Genomic DNA, 13,970 nt, shown 5'->3' with positions numbered 1-13,970 from the left:
ACGATTCCTTGAAAGGACAGCCCGAAGCGTCAATCGTTCGGTGGGTCAGGCCGCCGAGCGATGCCACGACCCATCCTCACAGTCGTTCGTCCGGCAGGGCGCTCCACCTTGACGCCCTGAACCACGCCCGCTCCACGGTGTATGGGTCGACGGCAGACGGGATGGGAGCCGGGGTGAGTGGCGGGTAGGGGGCACAGCTACCGCGCCCCCTCCAGGTCACCCGAATGGCATTTGATCAGGTGAGCGGGTTCCGCTGGCCTTGTTAGAGGCCGCCGACCTTGACGGGGAACTTCTCGATGACGGCGATCACCTTCGTCTCGTCCTCCGGGTCGACCAGTTCGACGGGCTTCTCCAGCTGGTAGAGGTCTCCCCGGGGCGGGTACTGGGTCAGCTGTCCGATGAGGACCATCGGCTCCTTGGTGACCGTGACCACCGGGTCGCCCTCGGGCTGATCGAAGATCATCGTGAAGCTCAGGATGTCGCGGTGCTCGTACTTGGGCGGGAACTGCTGGGTCAAGGACAGCGTGCTCTTCGCGTCGACGTCGATCTCGTTCTGTTCGATGGTGACGCTGCCCCCGACGCCCTCCGGGAAGTCCGCAGACACCCTGTGCCCGACGACCCGCAGGCGCACGGAGTTGATCGGGTCGTTGGGGTTCACATCGACGCGATGCTTGATGCCGCCCCGGAAGTCGAGGCTGTGGAGCTGGCCCTTATAGCGGACCGGCGTGTTGATGGCGAGGCGCGAGCAAGGGATCTCGGCGCCGATCGGCGGAAGTCCGGGCATGTCGCGGAATCCTTACGTGAGCGGGGATGCAGACACCCGCTATCCAAGCGGGGCCGCCCGCTCCCTCCCCCCCCATTCACCCCGTCGTGGGCACGCTCCCTCGGCCGAAAGGCGCGCCCCCGTAAGATTTACGCCCAGTAGCCGGGGCGCCCTCGTAGAAACAGCACGCAGTGCTCCTGGACCGTCGACCGTGACCCACTGGGCTGCGTGAGTCATCAAGGCTCCACCGACCACATGATCAAGTTCACGGTGCCTGCCACAACCGTGCCAGAACGGACGGGGAACACCAGGGAGCGGCGGGGACTGACGTGATCCGGGAACGAGAACGGCCCCTGACCAAACTTGCTGGTCAGGGGTCGATTCCCTTTAGGGTGGCGGCGCCAGGATTCGAACCTGGGAAGGCGAAGCCGGCAGATTCACAGACTCCAGCTACCCGCTAGATCGAAGACAGCAGCACAGAGCCTCCACCCAGAACTCCGAGCGGAGGCTCTATCCAACGACTGTGAGATCGCCAGGTCAGCGTGCGACGGGGCCCGTATCGCATGCGACAAAGCTCAGGGCATCGAGAGCCTGACTGGCCCACGGGGCAGGGCAGGAAAGGTTGACGTTGGCAAGGGGGGCGCCTACGGCACCCACGAGCTGGTTCGCCGCCCCGCTCATGTTGACTGGCGCAGCAGCGGTTTGGCCGAAGCCGCTAGGTGTCGGGTCTGCGCTGGCTGTCGTACCGCTACCGAGGACTACGGCGCCGACCAGCAACACGACCGCACTGATCTTTCTTCCACGCATCAGGATTGCTCCGTTCTTTCATGTCAGCGCCTGGAGTGGTGCTGCTCGCCAGAACGACTGCAATCTGATCTTGGTCACTCCATGGGGAGTACAGCAGCGAAATACCGCAACCTTCGCGACCAGCCCCGACGGCCATCGGCCCTGGGTGACCTTCTGACGTGCCCGGCAGCCCTCAGCGACCATCGTGCCCATAGTTCGGGACGAAGAGGCCGTGGGTTCAAATCCCGCCACCCCGACACACGACAGAGGCCCATTCACTTGATCGCGAATGGGCCTCTGTCGTGCGTACAACAACCGCTATGGCTCTTGCCGACCGTCCTGGGCCGACGGCTCCTCCGCCCGCTTCTGCTGCATGCGCTTGCCCTTCTTTTCCTTCTTCTGCTTGCTGCCGCCGCCCGCCGCCTTGTCGAGCTTGCGGAGCGCCCGGCGGGTCTCGACAGAGGGCACGTGCGTGTAGACCTCCATCGTGACCGCGATCTCCGAACAGCGGAGGATCCGCATCGCGATCCGGGGGTGGATGCCAAGTGCCCGCGCGAGCGCGGGCCAAGTGGAGAACTGTAAAAAACACTGATGGGCCGGTCGACTCCAAGTTGGCGTTCATGATGAGGCTCGGAAGCCACCCCGGCCCCCGAAGTCTGACGTTGAATTCATGATTCCGCCAATTCTGTGCGACTGGACGGCCAACGGCACATGTCCGTGTGGGACCGAGTGAGCTGGCGGTTTACCGAGGGGCGCACGGTGTACATAGTGAGTCCTGCGCCCGTCCTGTGCAGGTGCAGGTGCGTGCGGAGGGGGAAAGCCGTGGTGCGCTACGTTCACCATCAATTGGCGGTGATCGTTGAGGTGGGGGTCGCCGTGGCGGTCACCGCGCCTGTGGTCTTCGGCGTGCGCGGGCTACCGCAGGCCGACAGCGAAAAGGCGCTCCTCGCGCTCTACTTCATAGGCGCCGTCGGGTTCTCCGGCCTGCTGGCGATTTCGACCCGGTCGCGCTGGCTGGGCGGCGAGAAGTACCGTTTCGAGAGCATAGTCTCCCTGACCGACCCCGAGGCGATACTTCCTACCCCGCATGAGTCCATGCGCCGTAGCTTTGACGGACTCTTCGTTGTCCACATCGCACTGTTGTCCCTGGTTTTCGGCCTGCTCTGGGATCCCTGGGGCATCGCTTGGGGGCTCGGCTTGATACCGGATCGAATCGTCATGGGTGTGTACGTGTTCTTCTGGGAGCGGCGCCACGGCATACTCCTGTGGTACGGCAATGTCGAAGAACAACCTCTAGGAAAAGGCCAGTTCTTCTATTCCTCGCCGCGGTTCTCGACACCTGGATGAGATCGATCTGCCCTACCGAGGGGCGCACGGTCTACATAGCGGTCCTGCGTCCTGAGCGGGCGCGTACGGAGGGGGAAAGCCGTGGTGCGCTACGTTCACCATCAATTCTCGGCAATCATTGAGGCGGGGGTCGCCGCGGTCGTCACCGCGCCCGTGGTCTTCGGCGTTCGCGGACTGCCACAGGTCGACAGCAAAACGGTGTTTGTCGCGCTGTGCCTTATAGGGGCCATAGGGTTCTCCGGCCTGCTGGCGGTTTCGTTCCGGTCGCACTGGCTGGGCGGCCAGAAAAACGACTTCGAGACCGCAGTCCCCCTGACCGACCCCGAGGCTATAGTCCCGACCTCCCGCGAATCCATGCGCCGCAGTTTTAACGGATCCTTAGTTGTCTCCGTCGCACTGGTCTCCCTGGTTTTCGGCCTGCTCCGGGATCCCTGGGGCATCGCTTGGGGGCTCGTCTTCATACCGGATCGAATCGTCAAGGGTGTGTACGTGTTCTTCTGGGAGCGGCGCCACGGCATACTCCTGTGGCGCGGCAACGTCGAAGAACAACCCCTGGGCAAGGGCCAGTTCCTCTACTCCTCGCCGCGGATCGCGACGCTGGGGTGAGTTCGCTCTGTCCTGCTGGACCGCCGTCGATCGACGGGGCCGCCGGATCTGACGATTTGGTGGAACTGGGTGGATCTGCCGGACGATCCCTTGGAGGTCTGTCCAGTGCCGGAGTTGTTTCGCTGACATCCAAAGCTGACATCAACGCCCACGGACCGCTGCGGCATCGGGCGGTTACAGATGACTCTTGCGCACGCGGCTAGGCCATGCCAAGGACGAGTTGGACCGAACTTACAAGGCGGATGTCGGCGGTTCGAAACCGTCCGCGCCCACCAGTCTCAGGACACGGACAAGGCCCAGGTCAGCCGGTGTGAATCCGGTGATCTGGGCCTCTGTCATTTCCGGCCGATGGGGCCGTCGTGCCACTCACGTGCCAGATGGGCCGGGCGGAGGCCGCCTTGTATGCGTCCGTCAGTAGTCAGTGAGGTCCACGATCACATCGCAGTGCGGATCGTCGGAAGGTTTGTGCAGATGTTCGTTCGCCAGGAACGCGGGGGAAACCATGGCGCCGAGCAGGCCGGGCCCCGTATGGCTGATCAGCACGTCCACACCGTACGTACGATCCCGCTCAGGTGAACGGAAATAGAGGCGCATGTCGTCGTCACCCGCGATGACGGCCCCGATGAAGAGCGGCTTCCATGACACATGCATCGTGATGAAGGAACGAGCGAGATCGAATAGACGGGACGTGGCCGCCTGCTCGATGTCTGGTTCAGGAGAGTTCACAGCCTGGCCCATGCCGGACATTTGTTTCCCCGCTGATTATGGCAGTACGCCGTGATGACGCCGATTTTCTGACTGCGACCGGCATTGTAGTGGCCGTCCGGGGTTTTCTGCGTGTACTGCACGACAACGGTGATCTTCACCTGCCTCGGCCTCGGCCCTGTCCTCCGGGTCGTTCGTCTGGCACTTGACCCGTTGGTCCCAAGGGTGCGGTACTACGGGCATCGGAGCGGCACTGGCAGTCCCCGCCATGAGGGAAGCGCCGAATGTGACGGCGGCAGCGAGCGTCATGATCTTCTTCATGAAGAAGATCGCACCATCAGCCTTCGATAATCAACAGGCGCCTATCGGACAAATTGCCGGACTGGAAAAAGGCTGCCTTTCGTCTGAATTTCAACTGCCTGCAATTCGGGCCTTTGGCGTCCCGATCAAACAAGGGATGCCGTAGGGCCTGCAGATCTCCCTCAGGGATTACGCCTGCCCCCTGCGAAACCGCGCCCTCATTTAGGTCAGCATCTGACCTCTATGGCTCCTAGTGTCCTTCTTGCCCGGCGGAACACGAACCACGGAAGGCAGCGACCATGAGTGAGACCGTGACTGTCAACGAACTGGCGGCCGAGGACCCGGCCGTCACCGGCGAGCGTGCCGACTTGCTGGAGGTGCTGGCCAAGCACCGGGGCTTCCTGCGTTTCACCACCCGCGACCTCACCGACGAGGAGGCCGGGCGCCGGACCACCGCCAGCCGGCTGTGTCTGGGCGGCCTGATCAAGCACGTCGCCGCGGTCGAGCGGTCCTGGGTGCGGTTCATCGTGGACGGCCCGTCGGTAATGCCCGACTTCACCGACATGACCGAGGCCGACTGGGCCCGGCGGGCCGACGAGTTCCGGATGCTGCCCGGCGAGACGCTGGCCGGTGTGCTCGCCGACTACGCCGAAGTGGCCCGTCGGACCGACGAGTTGGTCGTCACCCTGCCCGACCTGGACGCCACGCAACCTCTGCCGGAAGCCCCGTGGTCCGAGCCGGGCGGGCGATGGTCGGCCCGCCGCGTGCTGATGCACATCATCGCCGAGACCGCCCAGCACGCCGGCCACGCCGACATCATCCGAGAGTCCCTGGACGGCGCCAAGACCATGGGTTAGCCGGCGGCGCGGTGGGTCGTGTCGCCGTCCACACGGTCGGGGGCGATACGACCCGTGCCTCGGTCGCCGGGACCGCCACAGCAGACCGAAAGCCCTCTGGTACAGCCGTTTCCGCCGGCACCCTCATGAAGAGGTTCGTCAGCTTGTAACAGGCTCCGTGTATGCGGCGGGGTCGAGCCGACTGCCGGTCATTCCTCTTGGGCTGGTGCGCCTCGGCCTATGGCCATCGACCAGCGCACGCCCGAAGGTGCCTGGACGGATACGACTCCGCCGCGGGCCACGCCTTCGATCGCCATCTCGTTGTATGCGGTGTTCACCTTGTCGGCGACGCAGTCCAGCGGGAAAGAGACGTGGACGGACTGCACCGCGACCTTGATCTTCCCCTTGCCCAGGCAGTTCACCGCGACGATGAGCGCGTCGCTCTTCCTGCCCTTGCCGAACGGGATACTGGCACTCCCGCCGGTCACGTTCTGGTGGCCGGCGAGTGTTTCGCCCCCGTCCAGCGTCGGGGGCTTCTGCGTCGGGGGCCGAGTGGCGCTCGGCGGGGTGGTGATCGTCGCCGAGCCCGAGTCGGACGCGTGCGTGGGCCGGCCGGACTGCTTGGCATCGGCGTGCTCCGACGTGCAGGCAGCGACCGTGAGCAGCGCGGCGGCGCACGCGATGATCAGCCCCACGGGGTTTCGGTGCGACAAGTCATGGCTCCTGGATGGTCCAACTGATGCCGTGCGGTGCGTAGATGGTCGCGCTTCTCCTGCTTCCCCTGCCGCAGTCGACGTACCCGTCCCGGGGTGTGCGCACGCTCGAACCGATCTGCTCCCTCGGTGAGTTGGATCACGGTGCGGCAGCGAAATGCCGCAACCACGGCAACCCCTCGCGTCGTCAGTGTTCTTGCCCGGCCCGGACTGCGTCCGAGCCTGTCACCTGAGATCGCTACGATGCGCGCGGGGCCGCGCCCCAGGAGGCGCGGAATCGTTTCCGAGGGGGATACCTGTGTTCGTGCTGTCCATTCTGCTGCTCATAACCGCGGTGGTGCTCTTCCTTGTCGGCCGTGGCCGCACCGCCGCGGGCAACTGGAAGCTCGGGGCGGCGCTCAGCGCCGTGGCGGGCGTGCTGGCGGGCGTCTTCGCCTGCGTCCATGTCGTGAGTGCCTCCGAGGTCGGCGTGCCGGTGACCTTCGGCAAGACCGGTACGCCGCTGGTCTCGGGCATCCACTTCACGTCACCGTTCACCGACGTCACGTCCTTCTCCACCCGCCCGGTGGATCTCGACCTCAACGGCAAGGACGTGGTCGAGGTCCGCTCCTCCCAGGGCGGAGTGCTCTACGCGGACGTCACCATCAAGTGGGCCGTGGTGCCGGCCAAGGCGATCGAGCTGTACCGGCTGGCGGGCACCGAGGACGCGGTCGAGGAGCGGCTGGTGCTCCCGGACAGCCGCGAGATCGTCCGCAACGTCTTCGCGAAGCACACCAGCGAGGAGGGTTACGCATCCGGGCGCGAGCAGATCAGCTCGGAGATCGCCGACCTCGTCAAGGAGCGGCTGGCGCCCCGCGGCATCGACGTCACCTCCGTCAACCTGCGCAACGTGCGGCCGTCGGAGAAGTTGCAGGACCAGATCGACAAGAAGATCCAGCAGGAGCAGGCCACCGAGCGGGCCACCGAGGCGGCGCGTACGGCGAAGGCGGAGGCGGAGCGCAAGCGGATCGAGGCCGAGGGCATCGCCCGCGCCAACAAGATCATCGAGCAGTCGCTGAGCGACAAGGTGCTGTACAACCAGTGCCTCGAGGCCTACAAGGAAGCCGCGAAGTCCAACCCGGTGTACGCGGTGCCGTGCGGCACGGACTCGGGCGGCACGCCGGTCATCGTGGACGGCCGCAAGAAGTGATGTCGCAGCGGCCAACGCCGTTCGCCCCGTTCCGGGGGTGACGGAGGCGATGGGCGCGACGGCTGTGGTGGGCGTGACCGGTGGCATCGGCCTCGTACAGCCACAGGCAACGGTGAGCCACCGGTCTCAGGACTCGACACAGGCCCAGGCCGACCGGCGCGAGCAGCCGGAAGGCCTGGGCCTCGGTCTGGGCGTCACTGGGCCGGGATCGGCTGGGTGAGGTTCACCGGGTTGCCGTCGGGGTCCTGGATGTGGGCGACGCGCTGTCCCCACGGCATGTCGTTGGGGCCGCCGTGGACCGAGCCGCCCAGCGCCTTCACCCGGCCGAGCGTCTCGTCGACGTCGTCGACACCGATGCTGAGCAGGATCCGCGGAGCCGCCGCCCCCGTCTCCGGGTTCTCCTTGGCCACCAACCCGAGGTCGGTGTCGCCGATGCGCAGGCCGAGGTAGAAGACCGGGCCCTCCTCCGGTACCCGGAAGATCTCCTCGGCGCCGAACAATTTCGTATAGAAGCCCAGCAGGACGTCGTGGTTGGCGGTGATGATCACGGGCTGGATGGTGGACATGGCACTCCTGTCGGGAACGGTCGTATCGCTGGGTAGACCGTCCGGGGCCGGTGAACTCATCGGCGAGACCGCGACGCCCGACGATCGCCGACCGGCCGTTTGCTTCCCCCGTCAGAACCGGCGCCTACGACGGCTCGTCACGCGTGTGTTTCAGCCGCATCCGGGCGTCGACCTTGTCCGGAGGGGCTATGTCCGACCAGAAGCGGTGGCCCGAGACGAACACGGTGAGCTCGAGCTCGCGTCGGCGGAGCTTCTCGACCTCGGCCTGTTCGTCGTCGGTCCAGCCGGGGGAGGCGGGGCGTTCCACCTTGCGCCAGCCGCCGGTGTCGCTGAAGCCGTCCAGCGGCTCCACCGACCAGGGGAGTCGTTTCAGCAGGGCCAGCAGCTCGGCCCGGACCTGGTGCAGCTCCTCCTGACCGGCGAGGAGGTCACTTGGAAAGTCATAGGTCGCAGCCACACGGCAATGCTACGCCTGTTCGATTTTGTGGTGCGAGTTCCTTCCGGGACTTCACGCGAACGAGTGTTCCGAACGAGGGTTCGATACGAGGAGGAATCGTCAGGTGAGACTGCACAGTTTGAACTGGACAGTTTGAGCTGGGCGATCTACGGTGGCCGCATGGACCACAGCGGCAATCGGCCGAACGACGCGGGCGTCTCGGATTCCGCGGCGCGTGCCGCGCAGGATCTGCGCGTCGCGTTCAGCCTGCTCAGGCGGCGGATCCGCGAGGTGTCCGAGACACGGGACCCGGCAGGGGGCTCGGCACGGGGCTCGGCCCAGGACCCGGCCCAGGACCTCACCCCCTCCCAGATCTCCGCGCTCACCCTGGTGAGTAAGAGCGGGGCCGCCACGGCCAGTGCGCTGGCGGCGGTCGAAGGTGTGCGCCCGCAGTCGATGGCCGCCACGCTCGCGGCCCTCGACCAGTTCGGCCTCATCCAGCGCAACCCCGACCCCGGGGACGGCCGGCGTCAGCTCGTGACGCTCACGGACGCCGGGCGCGAGCGCGTCGAAGGCACCCGGCAGGCCCGTTCGGAGTGGCTCGCCCGGGCCTTCGAGGAGCGCTGCACGGAGGACGAGCGGCAGACCGTCATCGCGGCGATGGCGCTGCTGGAACGGCTCACCCGGTCGTGATACCCACCCTCCGCGACTGGCTCCAGCACCGGATCACCCCCACACGGCACCGCCCGCCCGACCGTTTCGACCGCCGGCTGATCGCCCCGATGGTCCTCGGGACCGTACTGAATCCCGTCAACTCCTCCATGATCGCCGTGGCGCTGGTGCCGATCGGCAGGGCGCTCGGCGCGTCCCCGGCGGACACCGCGTGGCTGGTCTCCGGGCTCTATCTCGCCACCGCCGTGGGACAGCCCGTCATCGGACGGCTCGTCGACCTCTACGGACCTCGTCGGCTGTATCTCGTCGGTACGGCCATGGTGGGCGTCGCCGGACTTCTGGGTGCCCTCTCCCCGAACCTCGGCGCGCTCGTCGCCGCCCGGGTGCTGCTCGGACTCGGCACCTCGGCCGCCTATCCCGCCGCGATGCACCTGACGCGCGGCGAGGCCGAGCGCACCGGGCAGAGCAGCCCGGCCGGTGTGCTCACCGCGCTCGCCGTCTCCGCGCAGACCGTCGCCGTGGTCGGGCCCACCCTGGGCGGCCTGCTCATCGGCGTCGGCGGCTGGCGCACCATCTTCCTCGTCAACGTGCCGCTGTCCCTGGCCTGTCTGGTCCTCGGAACCCTGCGGCTGCCGAAGACCGCGAAACCGGCGACGGCCCACCCCGCCCACGCGGAGGCGTCCGGGCCGTCCGCGTCCGGTGCGCGTGGTGTCGACCTCGTCGGCATGGCCCTGTTCACCGCCCTGCTCGTCTCGCTGATGCTGTTCCTGATGAGACCGCGAGCGGCGGACTGGTACCTGCCGGTGCTCGCGCTCGTCGCCGGGGCCGCCTTCGCGCGGTGGGAACTGCGGGTCCCGGAGCCGTTCGTCGACCTGCGGGTGCTCGGCGGCAACGGACCGATGCTGGCCACCTTCGTGCGCCAGTTCCTCAGCTACACCACTGCCTACGCCTTCCTCTACGGGTTCACGCAGTGGATGGAGGAGGGGCACGGGCTGCACGCGGCCGGCGCCGGACTGGTCCTGCTGCCGCTGTCGCTCAGCGGACTCGTCGTCTCCGGCCTGACCGGACGGCGGGAGTCCGTCCGCGGCAAGCTCGTGGTCGGGAGTCTCGTCCAGGTCGCCGGGTGCCTGGCGATGCTGGCCCTGGACGCGGGCAGCGCGATCTGGCTCCTCGCCGCCGTCGGCGCGCTCATGGGTGTGCCGCAGGGACTCAATGGCCTGGCCAATCAGAATGCCCTCTACCGGCAGGCCGACCCCGCCCGGATCGGCTCGGCGGCCGGGCTGCTGCGCACGTTCATGTACCTCGGCGCGATGGCGGCCTCCGCCGCCGACGCGGCCTTCTTCACGCACGGCGCCGACACCGGCGGCCTGCACCACCTGGCCCTCTTCATGCTCGCCGGAGCCGTACTGCTCCTGGCCGTGACCCTCATCGACCGATCCCTTCGCGACCCCACCCCCCGAAAGGCCTGACCATGGCAGTCACCACGCTCGACCCCCGCACCGCGCTCGTCCTCATCGACCTTCAGCACGGCATCGTCGGGAACCCGGCCGTCGCCCCGAACACCGGCGCCGACGTCGTGGAGCGCTCCGTCCGGCTCGCGGACGCGTTCCGCGGCCACGACCTCCCGGTCGTCCTCGTCCGGGTCACCGCCGCCGCCGACGGCGCCGACGCCGTACGCGGCCGGATCGACGGCCCGAGCCGCGCCCGCAGTTTCCCCGAGGGCTGGGACGTCATCGTCGACGAACTGGCCGGGCACCCCGAGGACATCAGCGTGACCAAGCGGAACTGGGGCGCCTTCTACGGCACCGACCTCGACCTGCAGCTGCGCCGCCGCGGGATCACCCAGATCGTGCTGGCCGGCATCGCCACCAGCATCGGCGTCGAGTCCTCGGCGCGCGCCGCGCACGAACACGGCTACCACGTCACCCTCGCCACCGACGCCATGTCCGACCTCGACCCCGAGACGCACCGCAACAGCGTCGAGCGGATCTTCCCCCGCCTCGGTGAGACCGGCACGACCGAGGAGATCGTCGAGCTGCTCGACAAGACCCGGGTCTGATCGGTCAACTCGCCGGGCCCGCGAGTATTTTGGGGCCGTGACTCTGGATGATCTTCGCGTGTTCGTCGCCGTCTGCCGGGCCGGAAGCCTGAGCGCCGTGGCCCGGGAGCTGGGCTGCACGCAGTCGGCGGTGAGCCAGCACGTACGCCGGCTGGAACGCGAGGTCGGGCTCGGACTCGTCGAGAGGCAGGCCCGGGGCGTGGTGCCCACCCGCGCCGGGCGGCTCCTCGAACGGGCCGCCGCCGACGGCATCGCCGGGCTCGACCTCGCGCTGCGCGGGCTCGACGAACTGGCGCGCGGGGGCGGCGGTACGGTGCGGATCGCCACCGGCGGCACCACCGTGCGGCACTTCATGGCCGAGGCCGTGGTCGAGTTCCGGGGGCGGTACCCCAAGGTCAGCCTGGAGTTCCAGACCGAGAACTCCAGCCGAGGCTGCTTCGAGGCGCTCGCCGACCACGGACTCGACCTCGCCTGGGTCACCCTCGGCCCTCCCGTGCGCGGGATCGAGCAGCGGGCCGTGGTCGAACTCCCCTGGGTGCTCGCCGTGCGTGCCGACGACGAACTCGCCGCGCGGGAAAGGATCGAGGCGGAGGAACTGGCCGGACTGCGGATCGTCGGACTTCCCGAGCGGTCCACCTCTCGTGCCCATCTCGACACCGCTTACCGGGAATTGGGGATACCGGCGAGCGCCTCCGACACCAGCGTCGCCGACTGGGACACCGCGATCCTGCTCGCCGAACTCGGCCTCGGCCACGCCGTCGTCCCAGCCCTGCCCGGTCTGCCCGGGCACAGACACCCCCGCCTGCGCTTCCTCCCCGTACCGGCCCTGCCGCCCCTCGCGGTCGGCTGGGCGGTCCGCCGCTGGGACGCCCTGTCACCCGCCGCGCACGCCTTCGCCGACACGGTGGCCCGGCACTGCTCGGACGCCGGCACGGTGGCGGGGCACTGACACCGGCGCGACGCCGGGGACCGGCGCCGACACCGGTCCCCGTACCACCCGTGCACGGTCGGGCGAACACCCTTGCAGAGTCGGACGAACACCCTTGCAGAGTCGGACGAACACCCTTGCAGAGTCGGACGAACACCCTTGCGGGGTCCGGCGGTTCGGCCCGGACCCAGCAGCGCCGGGCACGGCACGCCGACCGTCAGTCGTCCGTGCCGGCGAGCGGCGTCAGATGCCGGACCAGTTCGCCCGCCACCGGAACCGGCACCCCGGTCCGCTCCGCCGCCCGCAGCAACGCGCCGCCGATCGCGTCGAGTTCGAGGGTGCGACCCGCCTCGGCGTCCCGCTGCATCGAGGACCTGGTGGCCGCGGGGAAGGCGTCGTAACGGGCGAGGGCGGTCGCCGGATCGGTGGCCGCTCCGCACGCGCGACCCACCGCGGCCGTCTCCTCGACGAGAGCGGTCAACTCGGCGCGGTGCAGCGTGCGTACGTCGCCCACCGGCACCCCGTACCGGGTCGTCAGCAGGGCGAACGGCGCGAGGAACGCCATCTTCGCCCAAAGCGTCGCCGACTCGCCGTCCTGGACCCGGGCGTGCAGCCCGGCCCACTCCAGGGCCCCGGCGAACGCCTCGACGCGCGCCCGGGGTGCCGTGTCGGAGGTGAGGTCGAGCTCGGCGAACGGGCTGCCGTGCTCGATCACCCCGGGGGCGATCCGCGTCGACTCGACGCGGATCACCGCGGGGGCCACCTGCTCCGGGCGGTAGCGCTCGCGCAGCAGCGCCGGGTGCTCGACACCGTTCAGGAGCGGGACGATCAGTCCCTCCTCGCCCAGGGCCTTCGCCGGGAGACGCTCCAGCGCGGCGTCCAGGGCCGTCGCCTTGACCGCGATCAGGCACACGTCGGCCGGCTCGCGCAGTTCGGTGTCGGCCGCCACCCGCGCCGTGAAGTCGCCGAAGTGGCCGCTGCGCACCTCGATGCCGTCCGCGGCCAGCCTCCGCGCCGTCTCGTCACCGGCGAGGCAGACGACCCGGTGACCGGCGCGGGACAGGAGCGCCGCGAGCAGCCCGCCGACCCCTCCCGGACCCAGCACGGCCACCGTCAGCGCGTCGTTCGCCATAGATCCTCGCTTCTGTCCACGGGACCCGAACGGGCCCCGGAGATGGTCACAAGACGCGGCGACCCGAGTCAATCCTCGGAGGAGCTTGCCGAACACCAAGCAATCACTGGGATGTTGTGCGGACCGGACCGCGCGGGGCCGCTACGGCACCCGTACCGAAGCCCCGGGCTCCAGCAGCCGCAGCCGGTCCGTGAGACCCGCCCGCGCGAACGCCTTCGTCAGGGTCGAACCGTCCTGCGTGAAGTGACCCCAGTGCTCGAAGTGCAGCGGGACCACCCGGACGGCGCCGAGGATCTCCGCGGCCCGCGCCGCGTCCTCGCTGGTCAGGGTGAGCGGGGCGTCCGGCACCAGCGGGGTGCGCGCCGCGCCCGCGAACAGCACGGCCACGTCGAAGGGGCCCTCCTGCTCCGCGATCTCCCGTACGACGTCCAGGGACGCGTTGTCACCGCTCACGTACACCTTGGGCAGCTCCTCCCCGGACAGCACGAAGCCGGTCACCTCGCCCACGAGAGGCAGCGAGCCGTCGGGCCCGTGCTGCGCCGGAACGGCCGTCACGCGCAGGGCTCCGCCGTCCGGACGCGCCAGCTCGACGGATTCCCAGGGGCCGAGGGCGCGTACGGGGGCGCCGATCCGCTCGTACGCCGATGCCGTCGACAGGGTCACCGGGGCACTCCGGAGGTACCCGCGCCCGGACGCGTCCAGGTTGTCGGGGTGCTGGTCGTGCGAGAGCAGGACGGCGTCGACCGGGCCGATCCTCTCGGCCGGGAGCGCCGGTCCGGCGGTCTTCACCAGCTTCCGTGAGCCGACGGGGTACTCGCCGGGAGCGTCGAAGGTCGGATCGGTCAGGAGCCGCAGGCCGCCGATCGCGATGACGGCGGTGGGGCCGCCGACGTAGGTGATCTCCACTGAGGTCATGTTCTGCTCAATCCGGC

Annotated in this window: 17 protein-coding genes; 9 read left to right on the top strand and 8 right to left on the bottom strand. The window is 68.5% G+C overall.

Going from position 1 to position 13,970, the window contains the following annotated elements; all coding sequences use genetic code 11:
• Positions 1 to 262 precede the first annotated feature (262 nt).
• Positions 263 to 784 (bottom strand): hypothetical protein, encoded by a 522-nt coding sequence (locus ACIQ7M_RS14110; protein ID WP_403643490.1) that lies wholly within the window; start codon positions 782 to 784, stop codon positions 263 to 265.
• Between the two features lie 1,083 nt (positions 785 to 1,867).
• Complete coding sequence (locus ACIQ7M_RS14105; RefSeq protein WP_403643488.1) at positions 1,868 to 2,071, bottom strand: hypothetical protein; 204 nt, start codon at positions 2,069 to 2,071, stop codon at positions 1,868 to 1,870.
• 300 nt (positions 2,072 to 2,371) lie between these two features.
• Here ACIQ7M_RS14105 and ACIQ7M_RS14100 point away from each other — a divergent pair, with 300 nt between their 5' ends.
• The gene (locus ACIQ7M_RS14100) at positions 2,372 to 2,896 is read left to right on the top strand and encodes a hypothetical protein (RefSeq protein ID WP_403643485.1); all 525 of its coding nucleotides are present in this window, start codon (positions 2,372 to 2,374) and stop codon (positions 2,894 to 2,896) included.
• 81 nt (positions 2,897 to 2,977) lie between these two features.
• Positions 2,978 to 3,502 carry a hypothetical protein gene (locus ACIQ7M_RS14095; protein ID WP_403643483.1) on the top strand — a complete coding sequence of 175 codons (525 nt, stop codon included), beginning with the start codon at positions 2,978 to 2,980 and terminating at the stop codon, positions 3,500 to 3,502.
• 411 nt (positions 3,503 to 3,913) lie between these two features.
• On the opposite strand, the gene ACIQ7M_RS14090 is transcribed toward ACIQ7M_RS14095, so the two are convergent.
• Entirely contained in the window at positions 3,914 to 4,249 is a 336-nt protein-coding gene (locus tag ACIQ7M_RS14090; RefSeq protein WP_403643480.1) for a hypothetical protein, read from the bottom strand.
• 277 nt (positions 4,250 to 4,526) lie between these two features.
• Here ACIQ7M_RS14090 and ACIQ7M_RS14085 point away from each other — a divergent pair, with 277 nt between their 5' ends.
• Positions 4,527 to 4,673, top strand: a complete 147-nt coding sequence (locus tag ACIQ7M_RS14085) for a hypothetical protein (RefSeq protein ID WP_403643477.1) — start codon at positions 4,527 to 4,529, stop codon at positions 4,671 to 4,673.
• A 133-nt stretch (positions 4,674 to 4,806) separates the two neighbouring features.
• A complete protein-coding gene (locus tag ACIQ7M_RS14080; RefSeq protein WP_403643474.1) occupies positions 4,807 to 5,364 on the top strand; it encodes a DinB family protein in 558 nt (185 codons plus the stop codon).
• Positions 5,365 to 5,552: 188 nt separating this feature from the next.
• Here the strand turns inward: ACIQ7M_RS14080 and ACIQ7M_RS14075 are convergent, their stop codons facing one another.
• Entirely contained in the window at positions 5,553 to 6,056 is a 504-nt protein-coding gene (locus ACIQ7M_RS14075) for a hypothetical protein (RefSeq protein WP_403643471.1), read from the bottom strand.
• Between the two features lie 304 nt (positions 6,057 to 6,360).
• Here ACIQ7M_RS14075 and ACIQ7M_RS14070 point away from each other — a divergent pair, with 304 nt between their 5' ends.
• Positions 6,361 to 7,245 (top strand): prohibitin family protein, encoded by an 885-nt coding sequence (locus tag ACIQ7M_RS14070; RefSeq protein ID WP_386984428.1) that lies wholly within the window; start codon positions 6,361 to 6,363, stop codon positions 7,243 to 7,245.
• A gap of 194 nt (positions 7,246 to 7,439) precedes the next feature.
• Here ACIQ7M_RS14070 and ACIQ7M_RS14065 read toward each other — a convergent pair whose 3' ends face one another.
• Positions 7,440 to 7,811: a VOC family protein gene (locus ACIQ7M_RS14065; RefSeq protein WP_403643466.1), complete on the bottom strand. Its 372-nt coding sequence runs from the start codon at positions 7,809 to 7,811 to the stop codon at positions 7,440 to 7,442.
• A gap of 124 nt (positions 7,812 to 7,935) precedes the next feature.
• Complete coding sequence (locus tag ACIQ7M_RS14060; RefSeq protein ID WP_403643463.1) at positions 7,936 to 8,268, bottom strand: hypothetical protein; 333 nt, start codon at positions 8,266 to 8,268, stop codon at positions 7,936 to 7,938.
• A gap of 159 nt (positions 8,269 to 8,427) precedes the next feature.
• On the opposite strand from ACIQ7M_RS14060, the gene ACIQ7M_RS14055 reads away from it, so the two are divergent.
• The 4 genes from ACIQ7M_RS14055 to ACIQ7M_RS14040 are packed head-to-tail and all read left to right on the top strand — an operon-like array spanning position 8,428 to position 11,927.
• The gene (locus ACIQ7M_RS14055) at positions 8,428 to 8,940 is read left to right on the top strand and encodes a MarR family transcriptional regulator (RefSeq protein WP_403643460.1); all 513 of its coding nucleotides are present in this window, start codon (positions 8,428 to 8,430) and stop codon (positions 8,938 to 8,940) included.
• A complete protein-coding gene (locus ACIQ7M_RS14050) occupies positions 8,937 to 10,388 on the top strand; it encodes an MFS transporter (RefSeq protein ID WP_403643457.1) in 1,452 nt (483 codons plus the stop codon). Before ACIQ7M_RS14055 ends, ACIQ7M_RS14050 begins: the two co-directional genes overlap by 4 nt.
• A 2-nt stretch (positions 10,389 to 10,390) precedes the next feature.
• Positions 10,391 to 10,978, top strand: coding sequence for a hydrolase (locus ACIQ7M_RS14045; RefSeq protein ID WP_386984435.1), 588 nt, complete (start codon positions 10,391 to 10,393; stop codon positions 10,976 to 10,978).
• Between the two features lie 37 nt (positions 10,979 to 11,015).
• A complete protein-coding gene (locus ACIQ7M_RS14040) occupies positions 11,016 to 11,927 on the top strand; it encodes a LysR family transcriptional regulator (RefSeq protein WP_403643453.1) in 912 nt (303 codons plus the stop codon).
• A gap of 196 nt (positions 11,928 to 12,123) precedes the next feature.
• On the opposite strand, the gene ACIQ7M_RS14035 is transcribed toward ACIQ7M_RS14040, so the two are convergent.
• Positions 12,124 to 13,038 carry a ketopantoate reductase family protein gene (locus tag ACIQ7M_RS14035; RefSeq protein WP_403643450.1) on the bottom strand — a complete coding sequence of 305 codons (915 nt, stop codon included), beginning with the start codon at positions 13,036 to 13,038 and terminating at the stop codon, positions 12,124 to 12,126.
• A gap of 141 nt (positions 13,039 to 13,179) precedes the next feature.
• Positions 13,180 to 13,953, bottom strand: coding sequence for an MBL fold metallo-hydrolase (locus ACIQ7M_RS14030; protein ID WP_403643447.1), 774 nt, complete (start codon positions 13,951 to 13,953; stop codon positions 13,180 to 13,182).
• Positions 13,954 to 13,970 lie beyond the last annotated feature (17 nt).

This window comes from Streptomyces sp. NPDC096324 (genome assembly GCF_044763015.1).
In the GTDB taxonomy this organism is placed as follows: Bacteria; Actinomycetota; Actinomycetes; order Streptomycetales; family Streptomycetaceae; genus Streptomyces.
This window is presented reverse-complemented; position numbering and strand designations above follow the sequence as displayed.

Coding starts and splice junctions, on each gene's coding strand:
- ACIQ7M_RS14045 (WP_386984435.1), top strand. CDS start 10,391: ATGGCAGTCACCACGCTCGACCCCCGCACCGCGCTCGTCCTCATCGAC.
- ACIQ7M_RS14085 (WP_403643477.1), top strand. CDS start 4,527: ATGAAGAAGATCGCACCATCAGCCTTCGATAATCAACAGGCGCCTATC.
- ACIQ7M_RS14105 (WP_403643488.1), bottom strand. CDS start 2,071: ATGCGGATCCTCCGCTGTTCGGAGATCGCGGTCACGATGGAGGTCTAC.
- ACIQ7M_RS14110 (WP_403643490.1), bottom strand. CDS start 784: ATGCCCGGACTTCCGCCGATCGGCGCCGAGATCCCTTGCTCGCGCCTC.
- ACIQ7M_RS14035 (WP_403643450.1), bottom strand. CDS start 13,038: ATGGCGAACGACGCGCTGACGGTGGCCGTGCTGGGTCCGGGAGGGGTC.
- ACIQ7M_RS14065 (WP_403643466.1), bottom strand. CDS start 7,811: ATGTCCACCATCCAGCCCGTGATCATCACCGCCAACCACGACGTCCTG.
- ACIQ7M_RS14055 (WP_403643460.1), top strand. CDS start 8,428: ATGGACCACAGCGGCAATCGGCCGAACGACGCGGGCGTCTCGGATTCC.
- ACIQ7M_RS14090 (WP_403643480.1), bottom strand. CDS start 4,249: ATGTCCGGCATGGGCCAGGCTGTGAACTCTCCTGAACCAGACATCGAG.
- ACIQ7M_RS14030 (WP_403643447.1), bottom strand. CDS start 13,953: ATGACCTCAGTGGAGATCACCTACGTCGGCGGCCCCACCGCCGTCATC.
- ACIQ7M_RS14080 (WP_403643474.1), top strand. CDS start 4,807: ATGAGTGAGACCGTGACTGTCAACGAACTGGCGGCCGAGGACCCGGCC.